Below are 16670 nucleotides of genomic sequence, written 5' to 3'. Positions count from 1 at the left end.
TCAAAAGGAAACGACCATGACGCAAACATCCACACCCGCCCCGAAAAACGCCTCGAAATTGCTTCAGGGAAAAATCAGCCTGATCATTCAGACCAGCGAAGGTCCCAGCCTCGATGAGGCGGCCGCCAAGCTGTTACGCGACACCTTGAAGCAACAGTATCCAGAGCTGGACATCGATCCTGACCGCACGTTGCTCGTCACGCCGCAATGGAAACAGACAAGCGAACAATTCATCGGCATCGCCCCGAAAATCGAGAGCCTGACCGACGCGTTACTGAGCCAGAGCCAGTCCGGGCAAATCGCCAACTTCACCGAAGGCGAGCACTTTCTGACACCGGCACCGCTGACCATTCCGCCGATACAACTGGCCGTCAGCATCGAAGAGATTGCCAACATACTGAACGACTATGCGCCGCTGCTGTACATCGAGTTCCAGCAACGGCAACTCGATTACTGGAACGAATCGCTCGTCGACAAACCCCGTTGGCACGTACTGAGCAACACGCTGAAAAACGCCTTGAACCTCGAACAGGTCAACGGCTGGACGGCTGATCAATGCGCGGTGGCCCGAGCCGTTTTCGCGCACCCGGCCAAGACGGAACGAGCTAAAGCCAATACCACGATCCCGGGCATCCAGGCCTGCCTGATTGATATTGACTACAACAAACCGGACAACACCGGCCACCTTCTGCTGGGTGGCGCGATCGTCCTTAAAGCCACGCACAATCAGCAGGACATGCTGTTGCTGTACAGCATCGAAGGGGGCTACGAAGCGTTCGATTCCATGGACAAACTGGGCGCTTCCCTGCCTGCGCGAATGAACATGGAGAACTCCGGGGAGTCCTTTCAATGGCGTTTGTTCGAGCCTGATGGCGACATTTTCGACTACATGGCCTGGGCACTGGTTGCCGGCCAGATAGAGGCTCTTGCAGCACTCGATTCATCCAACTCTGCCTCGGCAAGGCAGATTTTTTCACCTGCACAGGCCGGCGACGCCAGTCGTTTCAGTGCAGAGGAAAAAGAGCGCATCAAGCAACTCAAGAGCGCTGTTCCCGACTGGCTCTCGAATGCCTCGGCAACCGACCTGCAGGACTACGGCCACTATCTGTCGAACCAGGGCAAGCTGCGCAACGCCTCAGAGTTCAGCGACATCCAGCTGATCACTCCTTATGCCCAGGAACAAATGCGCAACGCGATCATCGCGGACAGACGCGTGAATCACGGCAACGATGCTGCCGGACTGCCGCTTGATGAATTGCAGATCACCATCACCAACAGCATGACGGCTGGCGCCTTTACCCTGCCCAACCCACACGACATTTACGTCGAAAGCCTGGGTCAATTCGGCCTGCAAAACGTCGCGCCGTACAAGGCCGAATTGAAGTTCAAGAACAACCATGCATGCCCCGAATGGCTCACCATTGCCTACCTCAACAAAATGGCAGAGCAGGTCAACATTGGTAAAACCTACCCGGCGCTGCTGAAGAAAAAGCTGATCGATGACAGGGCTCAAGCCCTGCTTCATCAACAACGCTATGTCAGCCTGCTGCCCGACCTGCTCAAGCTCAAGGCCCTGGAATGCAAACTGCAGAACGAGGGCGGGATCGACGACGTTGGCTATCGCTATGTCTGCGAGGTAATGGATATCGCCCAGGGGCAACCGCGCAAGGACCCGCTCGACCTCGTCATTCGCCCTCTGAAGTTTGTCCCCAGGTATCGCCTGCTGTCGGGCGGCGACACCGTGGCCAACATGTTCATCATCGGGCCACGACACCCACGCGGCGGCCCATGCCTGCTCTATCGCCCGGCGCTGGAAGATCCGTTGCTACAGTTCCCTTCGCTGCAGAACATGATTTACGCCATGCACCAGCCTGGCGAACTTCGAGATTCGGTGCTGGCCTGGTTACCGACGTCAGCGCTCAGTTTCGAGTATTCACAGTACGTATTTCCTGTCGGCCTGCCTTCGCCCTGGCTAACGACAGCCTCGGGCATTGAACTGCTGTTGAACCTGGATCTGAGCGGCCCGATTGGCATTGGCACCGAGGAGGTCACCGGCGATCTGCTGACCACGTTGTTCATCAGCAACGCCCACACACTGGTGGAACAGGCTGACCGCCAGTCCCAGTCCAATGGCGAACGCCGCTGGGAGCTGCTGCGTGACAGCGGCTGGGCCATCTTCAGTGTCGCGTCGACCTTTTTGACCGGCCCGGTAGGCACCGCTGCGTGGGCCTGGCAAAGCATCGAACAGCTACAGCAAGGACTTGAGGCCCATGAGCGTGGAGACAGCCTGGTGGAGTGGACATCCCTGGGCGACGTACTCATGACGTTGGGCATGATCCTGATTCATCAGGCCGGCAAGCGCGCTACGGCAGATATCGAGCGTTTACGCGGCAGGCAAAAAAAATGGCCCGCATCCGTCACCGCTGAGCGCCCATTACCCGCGCCTGCTGCAACCACCATGACGCTGGACGCTACCGTGCTTTCCGGGGAGTTGCCTGCCTCACACGCAACGGCACTGGAAGCGGGAGAGTCAGTGCCGCGGCGCCCCCCCACCGCCCTGGGGGTATACCTGGATAGTGTGAAGGTCAGCCCGCCAAACCTGTCCGACAAGGAGTTGGGCGTCCTCTATGACAAGCCGCCGCATCTTTATCAGCTCAACGAAAAACAGTATGCCAAGGTCGCCAATCGCTGGTTCCAGGTGCGGATCAATAACGATGAACAGGTGCAGATCGTCAATCCGAAAAATCCTGTACGCAGCGGCCCGCTGTTAACGCATGACCGAAAGGGCAACTGGTATGTGGACACGCGACTGCGACTGCGTGGTGGCGGACTGAAAAGCCGCCTCACCGCGCTCCGGCTGGATAAGGAGCAGAAGAAAGCGGCCTTGTACGAAAAGGTGAAGGCCTTCAAAAGTCAGGAAAACGCCACGGCGGTCGAAGTTGCACGCCTGCGCGATAACATGATGCAAGCCACTGGTGATGACTTCAACGCCCAGACCGCGCTCTTTACCGACAAGCTCGAAACACGGATCGAAAACTATCGAGAAGCCATCGGGCAACTGAACGAATGGCGCGCACTCGGCGGTACAACCGGTTACAGCTACGATCTGTTGCGCCTGACGACCCAGATGGAAAAGCACCTGACCTTATGGTTCGCGGTCAAGACCCAGGAGTACTCGGCCGCGATCGTAACGTTGCTGAGCAACGATGCGATCAACACCGGGCTAGCGGTAGGCGGCAATACTGAGGCCATTGAAAAGACCGTTGAATTGAGCCAGGCCATCAGCGAACGGGTCGCGCTGGCCAATAACGCCGTGGCCGACCTCAAAGTACTGGGCAAAGCCTCACGCGAAGCAATCCGGGCCATCCAGAAACTGCTGCCTACCTACAGCCCTCTGGACTACAAGGCCAACGAAATCGGCATGGCGTACGAACTGTGTGTACAAGAACAGGCCGGGACGCAAATGCCACAAGCACGCCAGGCCGTGGCGGACATCGTCGTTGAAGCCGCAGAGGCCAGCCAGGAACTCACCGACATCCTGCTTGAATCCAGCAAGGGCCAGACCACCCAGCAACGCGTCACGGCGGTGACCCGGCTCACGGACGTCTTTGCCGACACCCTTCAGCGGATCGACGACCTGCCCACTCAATACCCCAACATGACTCACCCCAAGGCATTGGCCCGTTTGCAAACACTGATCAAGGAGTTCCAGGAGCACGCCCAGGAAATGCTCTACGACTTGCTGCCCGAAAGTGAACAGCCGATTGCACCGAGCCGTTCCACTTCTTCGGTTGCCGGCTCGTCGCGCCCTCAGGCCAAGGTGACGAAGACCCGTCCACGAGATCCAGCGCCTTCGGATGAGCAAAAAGCCGAGGTGCCAGCCTTCAAGAAGCTGGTTCCCAAAACCAAGCCGCCTGGCTCGCCGGTCAGGGACGACCTTGACGTCATCAGAGACGGGTTGGAGCTCAACCTGGAACTGGAGCATTTCATTACCCGCATCAGCAAGGATGCGGAACGGGCAAACAACATTCCCGCTGACAGGCAGCATGAGTTCGATTCGCAGGCACTCAAATACGAAAAAGAGGCGGCAGCGGTCGATACCGCGGTGACGAACATTCGTGCGGCCACCGGCACGCCACCTCCCGTCGCGACCCTGAGTAAGGAATTACGAAGTGCTGCCGTCCGTCTTCGAGCCACCGGTATCAGTGTCCGTGCGTCAATGCTCAAGAAGCGCAAACCTCGTCTGGAGTACCTCCAGTGGTTGCATGAGAACGGTCAGGTCAGGCTGGTCCGCAACAAGGAGGGGCGTATCAAGACAAAAGGTAAGGGAGACTATTTCCAGGAGTACCAGATACTCGACATTGCTCGCAACGATCAGCCGCTGTGGTTGGCGCATTTTCACTACGACGCCGCCGACAGCCCTGCCGCCGAACCCACTGCGGCTCATTTGAAAGTCGCGGACAGTTACCTGGACACGCTTGATATGGAGCTTAAAGGGCAACTACTTGATCTTGAACCGAGGGATTACGTGGTTCGCCGGATCACTGATCCGGCTATACGCTCATTGTTTCTCGCACTGGAACCCTAGGAACAGAAACCGGGTGGCCCGGGTGATCAAAGCCTAGCGGCACCAGGCGCTACGCAACCGAATCAGCGCCGACTCGATCGCCGCCTCCGGCACGGCGGCGAACCCCAGCACCAGCCCGGCGCGCTGATCCGCTGGCCGGGTCGAGTCGGGCAGCCAATAGCTGCTCAGCGCGTTGATCTCGACGCCCACCGCCTCGGCTTGCGCCACCAGTTCCCGCTCGCGGGCCAAGCTCTCGACCGAAACCGTCAAATGCAGCCCTGCCGCCACACTGGGCAGGCTGCCCACACCGGGGATGTCTTTTGGCCAACCAGCCAGCAGTGTATTGCGCCGACTTAGAGCGGCTCGGCGCATACGGCGAATGTGCCGCTGGAAATGCCCGGCGGCGATGAACTCGGCCATCACAGCCTGGGTGCTGACTTCCGAATGACGCACATCCACCGCACGCCGACGGGAAAACGCATCCACCAGGCCCGGCGGTAATACCAGGTAACCCAATCGCAATGCCGGGAACGCCACTTTACCGAACGTCCCGACGTACAACACCCGCCCCTGCCGATCCAGTGCTGCCAATGGGGCCAAAGGTGCGCCGCTGTAGCGGTACTCGCCGTCGTAATCGTCTTCGACGATCCAGCCTTGGGTGCGCTCGGCCCACGCCAACAACTCGAGCCGCCGCGCCAGGCTCATGATCACACCGGTCGGGTACTGATGAGACGGGGTGACATAAGCCAGTCGGCAATCGGTCAACCCGTCCAGCTCGGCGCAATTGATTCCCTCGCTGTCCACCGATACACCGTGCAATCGGCCACCCGCCACAGCAAAGGCATGACCGGCTGCCCGGTACCCCGGATTTTCGATTGCGACCCCGTCGCCCGGCTCCACAAGCAGCTGTGCACAAAGGCTAATTCCTTGCTGTGCGCCACTGGTGATCACAATTTGCTCAGCCGAGCACTGCATGCCCCGCGAACTGCGCAAATACGCGGCAATCATCCCGCGCAATCGCGCATCACCGGCCGGATCGCCATAACACAGCTGCTGTAAATCCGGTTTTCGCCAGAAAGCCGCGTTCAGCTTGGCCCATACCTCGAACGGAAACAGATCGAACGCCGGCACTCCCACCCGAAAAGCCTTCGGCGGACCGCTCGGCGGCTTGGCCAAATGGTTCTTTTCAACGCGCTCCAGCGCACCGCGGTGGATAACTTTACTGGATGGAATCACAGGTAAATCCAGCCAATTTGTGGATAAGGCTGTGGATAACCCTGTTGAAAACCCTGTGGATACTTTTGTGGATAGTTTTTTTGCCGGCAACGCGGCTTGAGGCAATTGCGCGACATAAGTCCCATCGCCCACCCGTCCTTCGATAAAGCCTTCGGCATAGAGCTGATCGTAGGCGCGGACCACGCTGTTACGGGAAATCGATAACGCCGCCGCCAAGTCACGACTGGCCGGCAATCGCGTGCCACTGGCCAGTCGCCCGTCGAGCACCCGCGCCCGCAACGCCTGATAGAGCTGACGACTCAAGCCCTGGCGGCGATCGAGTTCGATGCCGGCCGGGTTGAAGGACAGGGACAGTGGTTCGCTGGTCATTGCCTGCACCTATAAAGAATGGACCTATGAAATTGGTCGGTAATGGCTCTTACAACAGACCAATAGCCTGCCTAGGATGAAGACATTCGCCAAGGGAAATTTCCATGTATACGCCAAGCGCTTTTGCCATCGACGATTTGCAGGAACTGCATCAGCAGATACTCGCCACCCGCCTCGCCGTGCTGGTGACCCATGGTGAACAAGGCCTGCAAGCCAGTCATATCCCGCTGCTGCTGGACGCCGAGCAAGGCCCCAATGGCACCCTTTACGGGCACCTGGCCAAGGCCAATCCACAATGGCAGGAACTGCAAAACGGTGCCGAGGCGCTGGTGATTTTTGCCGGTGCCGATGCTTACGTGAGCCCGGGGTTTTACCCGAGCAAAGCCGAGCACGGCAAAGTCGTGCCGACCTGGAACTACGTCGCCGTGCACGCTTACGGCAAGGCTGAAGTGTTCAACGATGCCCATCGCCTGCGCAATCTGGTCAGCGCCCTGACCGATCGCCACGAAGCGAGCCGTGCCAAGCCCTGGAAAGTCGACGACGCCCCCGCCGACTACATCGACGGCATGCTCAAGGCCATCGTCGGTTTCGCCTTGCCGATCGAGCGCCTGGAAGGCAAACGCAAACTGAGCCAGAACCGTAGTGCCGCAGACATCGCCGGTGTGCGCGAAGGGCTTGCTGCCAGCCCCGACATGCAGGACCAGGCCCTCGCCCACTTGATGCGTTAAGGAATGAACATGAGTCAGATCGAGATTCGCCAGGTCACCACCGACGACCACGCTGCCTGGTTGCCGCTATGGCAGGCCTACTTGAGCTTCTACAACACCGAGTTGCCCGAAGCCGTCACCCAAAGCACCTGGCAGCGCATGCTTGACCCAAGCGAAACCACCCACTCCGCCCTCGCCTGGGCCGATGGCAAAGCCGTGGGGATGGTGAACTTCATCTACCATCGCTCGAACTGGAGCATTGAAAACTCTTGCTACCTGCAAGACCTGCTGGTCGTCCCCGAAACCCGTGGCACCGGCGTCGGTCGGCAGTTGATCGAATTCGTCTACGCCACCGCCAAGGCGGACGGTTGCTGCAAGGTTCACTGGTTGACCCACGAAACAAACGCCACCGCGATCCAGCTCTACGAGCGCATCGCCGAACGCCCTGGTTTCATCCAGTTTCGCAAAGCCCTTTAAGGTTCAAGGAGAACAACAATGACAACTTCACTCGCGGACTGGAAAGGCGCCCCGGCGCCCTCGGTTCAACTGATCGAAGGGCGTTTCATTCGCCTGGAAAAACTCGACCCGGCGCGTCATGCCGATGGCTTGTTCAAAGCCCTGCAGGGCCCGGGTGCCGATCCGAAACTCTGGGATTACTTGCCTTACGGTCCGTTCCCGGAGCGCAGCGTGTTCAACGATTGGCTGAACAACCACGCGGCCAACAGCGATCCGTATTTCTTCGCGGTGATCGACCGCGCCAGTGGCGATGTGCAAGGCATTCTCAGCCTGATGTCGATTGTTCCGGCCCAGGGCCGTATCGAAATCGGCCACGTGACCTTCGGCGCACCGATGCAGCGTTCGCCAAAAAGTACCGAGGCGGTTTACCTGCTGGCCAAAGAGTCGTTTGCCATGGGTTACCGACGCCTGGAGTGGAAGTGCAACAACGGCAACGCCCGCTCCAAATATGCGGCCGAGCGTTTGGGTTTCAGTTTTGAAGGTGTGTTTCGCCAGCACATGGTCGTGAAGGGACAGAACCGCGATACCGCGTGGTACTCGATTCTGGATTCGGAATGGCCGGTGGTTGGCGCTGGGTTTGAGCGGTGGCTTTCGGATGAAAACCAGACAGATTCGGGGCAGGTGAAAACCCTGGCTGAGTGCCGCGGGTAAATCTTTGGCGTCTGGACGGACGCCTTCGCGAGCAAGCCCGCTCCCACATTGGTTATGTGATTGATCACCACATTTGTGGTCAACCGAAAACCCCTGTAGGAGCGAGGCTTGCCCGCGAATGGCTTCACGCCAATTTCTGGGCGAGCACCGCAATATGCTCCGGCCCAATCCCGCAGCACCCGCCCAAATGGCTGGCCCCACGTTTCTGCCAATCGGCGGCCCAGTGCAGATAACCCGGTGGGTCCAGATCCTCGCGCAATGGGTCGAGCCCGTCGTTGGCCGTCGCCTCTTTCGGTTGCGGCGGGAAGGCATTGGCGTACGCGCCGATGTGAATGTTCACACCCAACCGCTCAAACGTTTCCCGCGCCGCATCAATCGCCGCGCCGATCACTTCTGGCTGGCTGCAGTTGAACAGCAACGTTTCGACGCCCAGCTCAGCCGCCACTGCCGCCGCCTCGGCCACCGGCTCACCGGAACGCAAACGCGGCACCTCGTCGGTGTCTTCATCCTTCAAGGTAAACGACAGCCAGAACGGCTTGCCGTCCTTTGGCAGACCCGCGTGGATCGCCCGCGCCTCGACGATTGAGCTCTGGGTTTCCGCCAGCCACAGGTCAACGTGCGGCGCGAGCCCCTTCACCAGTGGCGTCAGTAATTCGGTGACGCGCTCAGCGTCGAACAAGTCCGGCCGGTAGGAGCCAAACAGCGGCGGTAATGAACCGGCCACGCGTACCGGTTTGCCGGCAGCCTCGACTGCACGCCGCGCCAACTCACCGGCCAACGCTGCAAGCGCCTGACCCTCAGCGGCAAAACGCTCTTCGCCAATATGGAACGGCACCACCGCATAACTGTTGCTGGTGATGACGTTCGCGCCGCTTTCGATATAAGCCGCGTGCACCGCTTCGACCGCTTGCGGCGCTTCACTCAAGGCCAGCGCCGACCACTCGGGCTGCCTGAACGGCGCCCCAGCACGTTGCAGCTCACGGCCCATGCCGCCGTCCAGAATTATTGTGCTTCCTGCGCCCATATGCTTTTCACTCATAAGCTTATGAAAATAACTCACTATCAGAGTCGTTCTTATAACTATTTAATACGCACCATTCGGTTAATAACAACCATTATTTATCAGGGATCGACTATGAAAATCCAACCGCTACTGGCCTTGGGCCTGACGATTCTGGCTGCCTCTACCCAAGCCTTTGGCGGCGCCACGCTGGATCGCGTCGAGCAAAAGAAAGAACTGGTGGGCGTGTTGATGGAGAGTTATCCACCGTTCTCGTTCCTCAATGACCAGAACCAGCTCGACGGTTTCGACGTCGATGTGGCGAAAGCCGTGGCCGAGAAACTCGGGGTGAAACTGCGCCTCGAAACGCCGTCCTGGGACGTGATTGCCGCCGGCCGCTGGAGCGGTCGCTACGACATTTGCATCTGCTCCATGACCCCGAGCAAGGCCCGCGCCGAAGTCTTCGACTTCCCGGTGGAGTATTACGCCTCGCCGGCGGTGATCGTGGTCAACGCCAAGGATGACCGCATTCACAACGCCAAGGACCTGAGCGGCAAGAAAGTCGGCCTCACCAGCGCCTCCAGCTACGAAAGCTACCTGAACAAAAACCTGGTGATCGAAGGCGCCGAGGACACGAAATTGCAGTACCCGTTCGAGGACGTGCAGATCGCCCCGTATGACACCGACAACGTGGCATTCCAGGATTTGGGCCTGGGCGCTGGCGTGCGACTGGACGCGATCCTCACCAACCTGGTGACCGCGCAACCGCGCCTGAACGAAGACAAACGCTTCAAACTGGCCGGCGACCCGCTGTACTCGGAGCCAAACTCGGTGGCCATCGAAAAGGGTGACGCGCAGTGGGACGGCAAGGTGCGGGAAGTCTTCGCCCAGCTGAAACAGGACGGCACTCTGAGCAAGCTTTCACAAAAATGGATCGGCGCTGATATCAGCAAATGACTTCTTTCCCAAAACCTCCCCAGCCACCGCAACCGGTAGCTGAGTCGCGGCTGCAACGGATCTTCGGTTTCCGCACGCGGCTGTACCTGACCTGGGCGGCGATGCTCGGCTTGTTCGCCAGTTTTTTCCTGAGCTTCGACCTGAAGTTCTCGATCATCCTCGACAAACTGCCCAACCTCGTCGGCCTGCACCTGGCGCCCAATGGCTTCTTGCAAGGGGCGGCGCTGACGTTGTTTCTGTGCCTGTGCTCGATCGTCGCCTCGTCGCTGCTGGGTTTCATCACCGCACTGGCGCGGCTGTCGAAAAGCGCCGTGGCGTTCGGGATTGCGAGTTTCTACGCGTCGTTCTTTCGCGGCACGCCGCTGCTGATCCAAATCCTGCTGATCTACCTCGGCCTGCCGCAACTGGGTTTCGTGCCGGGCGCCATCGCCGCCGGGATCATCGCCCTGTCACTGAACTACGGCGCCTACCTCAGCGAAATCTTCCGCGCCGGCATCCTCGGCGTTCCCCACGGCCAACGCGAAGCGTCCCTGGCGCTGGGCATGCGCGAAACCGTAATCTTCTGGCGCGTCACCCTGCCCCAAGCCATGCGCACCATCATCCCGCCGACCACCAACCAATTCATCTCCATGCTCAAGGACTCGTCGCTGATCTCGGTAATGGGGGTTTGGGAGGTTATGTTTCTGGCGCAGTCGTATGGGCGGTCGAGCTATCGGTATATCGAGATGCTGACCACAGCGGCGGTGATTTATTGGGTGATGTCGATTGGGCTGGAGCTGATTCAGGCGCGGATGGAGCGGCATTATGGGAAGGCGTATTTGAGCCGTTCATAGGAGCCGAGCTTGCTACGGACGACGATCCGGCGATGACAGTCTCACGAACGCCATCGGCGGCAAGCCGCGCTCCCACGAGTGACAGACACTCGGAAACATCTGCAAACGATTTCATTTCCCAAAGCCATATTTCTGTAAAACCCCTCCGCTATACCAGACGGCCCGCTTATAACAAAAAGGCTGTCCACCCATGCCCTTCTCGCCCCAACGCCTGGCGCTCACTATCGCCCTGCTGATCAGCGCCAGCGCCGTCCATGCCAAAACCGTGCAGATCGACACCGCCACCACGACCGCGCAAACCCTCGGCGGTAGCGACACCCTGATGATCTCCGCCCCCGGCAGCATCACCAACAGTGGCAAGGCCGTGAGCCTGAAGGACAGCACCAGCGGCGCAGGTGTGGTGGTCGATAACTCGGGCAAGATCGTGTCCACCGGTGGTCGGGCGATCGACAGCAGTGGCGACTTGACCCAGGCGCGCAACTACAGCATTTACAACCGCAGTGGCGGGCAGATCCTTGGTTTCAACGATGCACTGCGTATCGACAGCAACTTCGCCAGCGGCAGTCTGTTGATCGATAACAGCGGCACCATCCGCTCCACCACTGGCCAAGGCCTGGACCTGGATGCCCTGCGCAGCGCCAGCGTGAAAACCACCATCATCAACCGCGCGGGCGGGCTGATTCGGGGGGACGCCAGCGACGGCATGAAGACCGGCGCCAACGCGACGATTACCAACTATGGCGAGATCTCCACCGGCGACTCGCATAACGCCAACGAGAAGTTCGACGGCATCGACATTGATACAGCGACCGGCGTGACGGTGACCAACTACGGCACCATTTCCGGCGGACGCCACGGCATCACCACCGACCTTGGCGCCACACTGGTCAACTACGGCCAGATCACTGGGCGCAACGGTTCGGGTTTCGGTTCCGATGGCGACGGCACGGTGATCAACCACGGCACGATTACCGGCGCCTATTCGGGGCTGCAACCCAACGGTGACGGCGATGGTGTGGACATCGACAACATCGCCCACATTGAAAACTACGGCACCATTCAAGGCGTCGGCGCGGGTGGTGTGGACAAGGGTGGTTTCGCCAACGGCAGTGAAGGCATCGCGCTGGGTGGCGGCTATATTTTGAACGCCAAAGGTGCGCTGATCAGCGGCGCGAACAGCGCGATCCTGGTGGACGACGGCAGCGGTGGTTCAGGTGTGGCAGCGACCACCCTGGAAAACTACGGCACCATTCAGGGACTCGACGGTTTCGGTGTGAAATTCGTCGGCGAGTTTGCCGACAACGTGATCAACGGCGGCACCATCAGCGGCAGCAACGGCCTGGCGCTGGACCTGGGCGGTGGCAACGACAGCCTCACCTTACGCAACGGCAGCCGCTTTGTCGGCATGGTTGATGGCGGCACCGGTTATGACCGCGTGGTGATGGATGACGTGGCAGGCGGTAGTTTCGGCGCCAGTCACAATTTCGAATGGCTGGAGGTCAAGCAAGGCGTCTGGACGCTGACCGGCAGCGGTGATTTCAGCGACGGCGGCGCGGTGCGCAATGGCGCGACGCTGATCAACCAGGGCGGCATCGCCGGCAGCCTGACGGTGGACGCGGGCGGTGTGTATGCCGGCGGCGGTTCGGTGGGTAATCTGCTGGTCAACGGTACGTTGCAGACCAATACGCAACTCGGCACCGCGACCGTCGTTCACGATTTGACCTTCGGCAGCGGCGGCATCCTGGCTTACGGCGTGAATGCAGATGGCAGCAGCGCCCCGGTAGTGGTCGGCGGCACCGCCAATCTGAATGGCGCGACCCTGGCGGTGAACCCCGGCAGCGGCACCTATCCATGGCAAAGCAATTACACCGTACTGCAAGCCGCGAGCATCAACGGCACGTTCGGCAAGGTTACCAGCGACTACGCGTTCCTAACGCCGACTCTCGCTTACACCCCGACTCAGGTCGATCTGACCTACACCCGCAATGACATCGCCTTCAACCAGTTCGCCGCCACCGGCAACGGCAGCAACGCCGCCAACAGCCTGGCCTCGATGGGCAAAAACAGCGCGCTCTACAACGCATTGCTCAACACCACCAACACCACGGCGGGCGCGGCCATCGAGCAACTGGCCGGCGCCAGCAACGCCAACCTGACCAGCGCGACTCTCAGCGCCAGCAGCCAGATCGGCGGCAGCATGCTCTCGGCGATGCGGCAAATGGGCGGTGGCGCAGGCTTGCTGATGGGTCTTGATCAACGGGATACGCCCGTTCTCGCTTCCACCGGAGTTCCGTCTGAAGCGCGCAACCTGAATGACCCGAACGCCCAAGGTCGTGTGTGGCTGCAAGCCATCGGCGGCTACGGCAAAATCGACGGCGAACATGGCAACAGCGGATTGGAACAACGCTCGAAAGGCAGCGTGCTCGGCGCTGATTGGGCATTCAACCCGCAATGGCGACTGGGCGTGCTCGGTGGTTATTCGAGAACCGATCTGGATGCCACCGGCGTCGACGGCAATCTCGAGAGCTGGCATGCCGGCGTCTACGCGCTACGCCAAAGTGGCCCGTTCGCGCTGCGCCTCGGTGCGGCCTACAGCGGCCATCAAGGCGAAAGCAAACGCACCGTCGCGTTCAACGGTTTCAATGATCGACCAAAAGGCGATTACGACGCCAACAGCCAACAAGCCTTCGCCGAATTGGGTTACGCGCTGGGCAGCGGTCGACTCAGCGCCGAACCCTTCGCTAACCTCGGCTACCAGCGCTATCACCGCGACAGCTACCAGGAAAAAGGCGGCGCCGCCGCGTTGCAGGTTGACGCGCAAACCCAGGACAACTTCAGCAGCACCTTCGGCGTACGCCTGGCGCACCTGAGCACGCTGGAAAACGGTATGAGCCTGACCCCACGCTTGAGCACTGGCTGGAAGCATACGTATGGCGATGTCAGCAGCTCGACGCGCCAGGCGTTTGTGGTGGGTGGCACGGCGTTCAGTGTCGATGGCAGTTCACTGGATAGGGACAGCATGGTGCTGGAGGCCGGGCTGGATCTGGGGATTTCTGCGCGTCATAGCGTGGGGATTGCCTACAGCGTCGAGATCGGCAGTAACAGCCGCAATCATGGGTTGATTGGGCAGTGGCAGATGAGATTCTGAGTTTTCGCCAACGGAAGCGTCTGGGATTGCTGTAGGGAAAAACGTCTGATGGCCGGGTGAAACGGAGGGTGGTCGAAGCCCACCGTTGATTCGGCTACAAGCGGTGTTTCTACGCCCTTCGAAACGCCCGGAAATGCCCGGCATCCCGAAACTGGATCGACTTTTACAGTTTGGCCTCACCCCAAAAGAGGCTGAACCCTATGTCCGATCAACACAAACTCCGACCACAACACCTCGCACTGGCCATTGCGCTAGCGTTGGGATGCGCTGAATTTTCAAACGCTCAAGAGTTGTCTGTTAACACCGAACCGCCTGCCCCCGCCGATGCAAAGGAGCTGCCGAGGATTGAGTCAAAGCGCGATCCGATTGCCGTTCTTCAAACCTTCACGAACGCTGAAGACACCGTAACCAAAGTGGTCGACTCACCTCAGAACGTTATAAAAGGAACAGACGCCAACGACCTCATCATCCTGAGGAACGGCGGCAGCTTCAAAGGGCGGGCTGATGGCGGTGGTGGAATCAACGTCATCCGTCTTGATGACTCCGACGGTGGCGAACTGGGAGACACACGGAACTTCAACGGCCTATACAGTTCGCAGGGCTCATGGACACTGACCAGCAAGGGAGACTTCAAAGAAGGTGTGGTGGTGTTGAATGACGGCATCCTGACCAACAATGGGAAAATCCTGGGTCGCGCGATTGCGATCGGACAGCTCTTCAATAGAGGCGACATAAGTGGCCACGTGGACGTTGAAGAGAGCGGTACTTTCACAGGCTCTGGCACCGTCGGCAGCCTGGGAGTAAACGGTCTGCTCAACGTCGACAGAATGCACGGCGCCCCGAAGATCAAAGGTAACTTGAACCTAACCGAGACAGGCGTATTGGCCTACGAGGTCAACCCCGATGGTCGGGGAGAAACGATCAAGGTTGGAGGCACTGCCAGCCTGGGCGGTTCCACACTGAAAATCGTTGCTGTACCGGGTGAATACCCGCTGAGCAGCCAGTACACAATCATCGAAGCTAAAAAGGTCGAAGGCGAGTTCGGTAAGGTCCTCAACGACTTGGCTTTCATGACCCCGACCCTGCAATACAACCAAAAGAACGTCGGCCTGACCTATGCTCGTAACGAAGTGCCTATCGAGAGTCTCGCCACTTCCAACAACGGACTGGAGTTCGCCAAAAACATCACCGAGCCACAACACATCCCCGAAGCTCAAGTGCCTTCTGACAGCGTGAACACCGACGTCGCCGAAGTGACGCCAACCTTTAACACTGACGCTCCTGCGCCAGCTCCGGAACCAATCATCTTCGCGGATACTTCCGGTGCGGTGCCACAACCCTCAACCGTTGCCGACGCTTCTGGTACTGCGCAACAACCATCCGCAGTCACTGACACTTCCGGTACCGCGCAACAACCATCCGCAGTCACTGACACTTCCGGTACCGCGCAACAACCATCCGCAGTCACTGACACTTCCGGTACCGCGCAACAACCATCCACCGTCGCGGACACCTCCGGCGCAGTTCCAAAGCCGTCGACTACCGCAAACACTCCCGCCACCGCTCAAAAACCATCCACCCCGAATGCCGCCATCGCCGCCCTGCTCGCCTCCAACAAAGCCACCGCCGCACGGGCCATCGAACAACTGGCCGGCGGCAGCAATGCCAATCTGGCCAACGCCACTCTCAGCAGCGTCAGCCCGGTGAGCAACAGCATGCTGTCGGCCATGCGCCAATTGGACAGCAGCGACCTCAATGGTAAAAGCGGAGCGCCACGTCTGGCGGCGGGCAGCGAAGCCACTGGCAGGGTCTGGCTACAGGCGCTAGGCAACGGCGGCACACTCGATCGCGGCCAAGGCAGCAGTGCCCTGCAACACTCCACCAAAGGTATGGTGCTGGGCGCAGATTGGGCACTCGATGAGCAATGGCGTGTGGGCGTGATCGGCGGACTGTCGCAAACGCGAATGGACGGCAGCCAACTGGACGGCGACCTCGACAGTTGGCACCTGGGCGCTTACGCCTTGCGCCAAAGCGGTCCGCTGGCATTGCGCCTGGGCGCGACTCACAGCAGCCATGATGGCAGCACCAAACGCCGGATAGCGTTCAACGGTTTCAGTGATCGCCCAAAGGGCAGCTACGACGCCACCACTCAACAAGCCTTTGCGGAGCTCGGTTACAACCTCGCTAGCGGCGACTTCAGCGCCGAACCCTTTGCCAATCTTGGTTACCAGCGCTATCAGCGCGACAGCTATACCGAGAAGGGCGGCGACGCCGCACTGCAAGTCCACGGGCAAACGCAAAATAACTTCAGCAGCACTTTTGGCCTGCGCCTGGCGCAGCTCAATTCCCTGGATAACGGCATGCAACTGACGCCGCGATTCAGCGCCGGCTGGAAACACACCTACGGCGATGTCGACAGCAGGACTCATCAACGACTGGTCACCGGCGGCAGGACTTACACCGTCGAAGGTGCCGCGCTGGATCGTGACAGCCTGATGCTCGATGCGGGGCTGGATCTGGCGGTTTCGGCCCGGCATACGCTGGGTGTCGGTTACAACGCAGAAGTCGGTAATGACAGCCGCAGCCATGGCGTAATGGGCCAATGGCGGATGGCGTTCTAAAACAAAGAGCGTGAGCGATTGAGCGGACGCCTTCGCGGGCAAGCCTCGCTCCTACGGGTTTTGCG

Annotated in this window: 10 protein-coding genes; 8 read left to right on the top strand and 2 right to left on the bottom strand. The window is 59.7% G+C overall.

Going from position 1 to position 16670, the window contains the following annotated elements:
• Positions 1 to 16: 16 nt before the first annotated feature.
• Positions 17 to 4588 carry a dermonecrotic toxin domain-containing protein gene (locus AC1MEW_RS03670; protein WP_480425440.1) on the top strand — a complete coding sequence of 1524 codons (4572 nt, stop codon included), beginning with the start codon at positions 17 to 19 and terminating at the stop codon, positions 4586 to 4588.
• Positions 4589 to 4621: 33 nt separating this feature from the next.
• On the opposite strand, the gene pdxR is transcribed toward AC1MEW_RS03670, so the two are convergent.
• Positions 4622 to 6172 (bottom strand): MocR-like pyridoxine biosynthesis transcription factor PdxR, encoded by a 1551-nt coding sequence (gene pdxR / locus AC1MEW_RS03665; protein WP_480425438.1) that lies wholly within the window; start codon positions 6170 to 6172, stop codon positions 4622 to 4624.
• A 104-nt stretch (positions 6173 to 6276) separates the two neighbouring features.
• Between pdxR and AC1MEW_RS03660 the strand changes: the two genes are divergently transcribed.
• The 3 genes from AC1MEW_RS03660 to AC1MEW_RS03650 are packed head-to-tail and all read left to right on the top strand — an operon-like array spanning position 6277 to position 8046.
• Positions 6277 to 6900: an FMN-binding negative transcriptional regulator gene (locus AC1MEW_RS03660; protein WP_201199112.1), complete on the top strand. Its 624-nt coding sequence runs from the start codon at positions 6277 to 6279 to the stop codon at positions 6898 to 6900.
• A 9-nt stretch (positions 6901 to 6909) separates the two neighbouring features.
• Positions 6910 to 7356, top strand: coding sequence for a GNAT family N-acetyltransferase (locus AC1MEW_RS03655; protein ID WP_201199113.1), 447 nt, complete (start codon positions 6910 to 6912; stop codon positions 7354 to 7356).
• Between the two features lie 18 nt (positions 7357 to 7374).
• Positions 7375 to 8046 carry a GNAT family N-acetyltransferase gene (locus tag AC1MEW_RS03650; RefSeq protein ID WP_201199114.1) on the top strand — a complete coding sequence of 224 codons (672 nt, stop codon included), beginning with the start codon at positions 7375 to 7377 and terminating at the stop codon, positions 8044 to 8046.
• 124 nt (positions 8047 to 8170) lie between these two features.
• Here AC1MEW_RS03650 and AC1MEW_RS03645 read toward each other — a convergent pair whose 3' ends face one another.
• Positions 8171 to 9070, bottom strand: a complete 900-nt coding sequence (locus tag AC1MEW_RS03645; RefSeq protein ID WP_480425435.1) for a homocysteine S-methyltransferase family protein — start codon at positions 9068 to 9070, stop codon at positions 8171 to 8173.
• Between the two features lie 111 nt (positions 9071 to 9181).
• Here AC1MEW_RS03645 and AC1MEW_RS03640 point away from each other — a divergent pair, with 111 nt between their 5' ends.
• From AC1MEW_RS03640 to AC1MEW_RS03625, 4 genes are all read left to right on the top strand, one after another.
• A complete protein-coding gene (locus AC1MEW_RS03640; protein WP_201199117.1) occupies positions 9182 to 10003 on the top strand; it encodes an ABC transporter substrate-binding protein in 822 nt (273 codons plus the stop codon).
• Complete coding sequence (locus AC1MEW_RS03635; RefSeq protein ID WP_480425434.1) at positions 10000 to 10836, top strand: amino acid ABC transporter permease; 837 nt, start codon at positions 10000 to 10002, stop codon at positions 10834 to 10836. The genes AC1MEW_RS03640 and AC1MEW_RS03635 overlap by 4 nt, the downstream gene beginning before the upstream one ends.
• 190 nt (positions 10837 to 11026) lie before the next feature.
• A complete protein-coding gene (locus AC1MEW_RS03630; protein WP_480425433.1) occupies positions 11027 to 13984 on the top strand; it encodes an autotransporter outer membrane beta-barrel domain-containing protein in 2958 nt (985 codons plus the stop codon).
• A gap of 200 nt (positions 13985 to 14184) precedes the next feature.
• Positions 14185 to 16605, top strand: coding sequence for an autotransporter outer membrane beta-barrel domain-containing protein (locus tag AC1MEW_RS03625; RefSeq protein WP_480425432.1), 2421 nt, complete (start codon positions 14185 to 14187; stop codon positions 16603 to 16605).
• Positions 16606 to 16670 lie beyond the last annotated feature (65 nt).

The sequence above is a fragment of the Pseudomonas sp. ASL4 genome, assembly GCF_056680395.1.
Note: the sequence above shows the minus strand (reverse complement) of the source record. Positions and strands in the feature narration are given on the sequence as shown.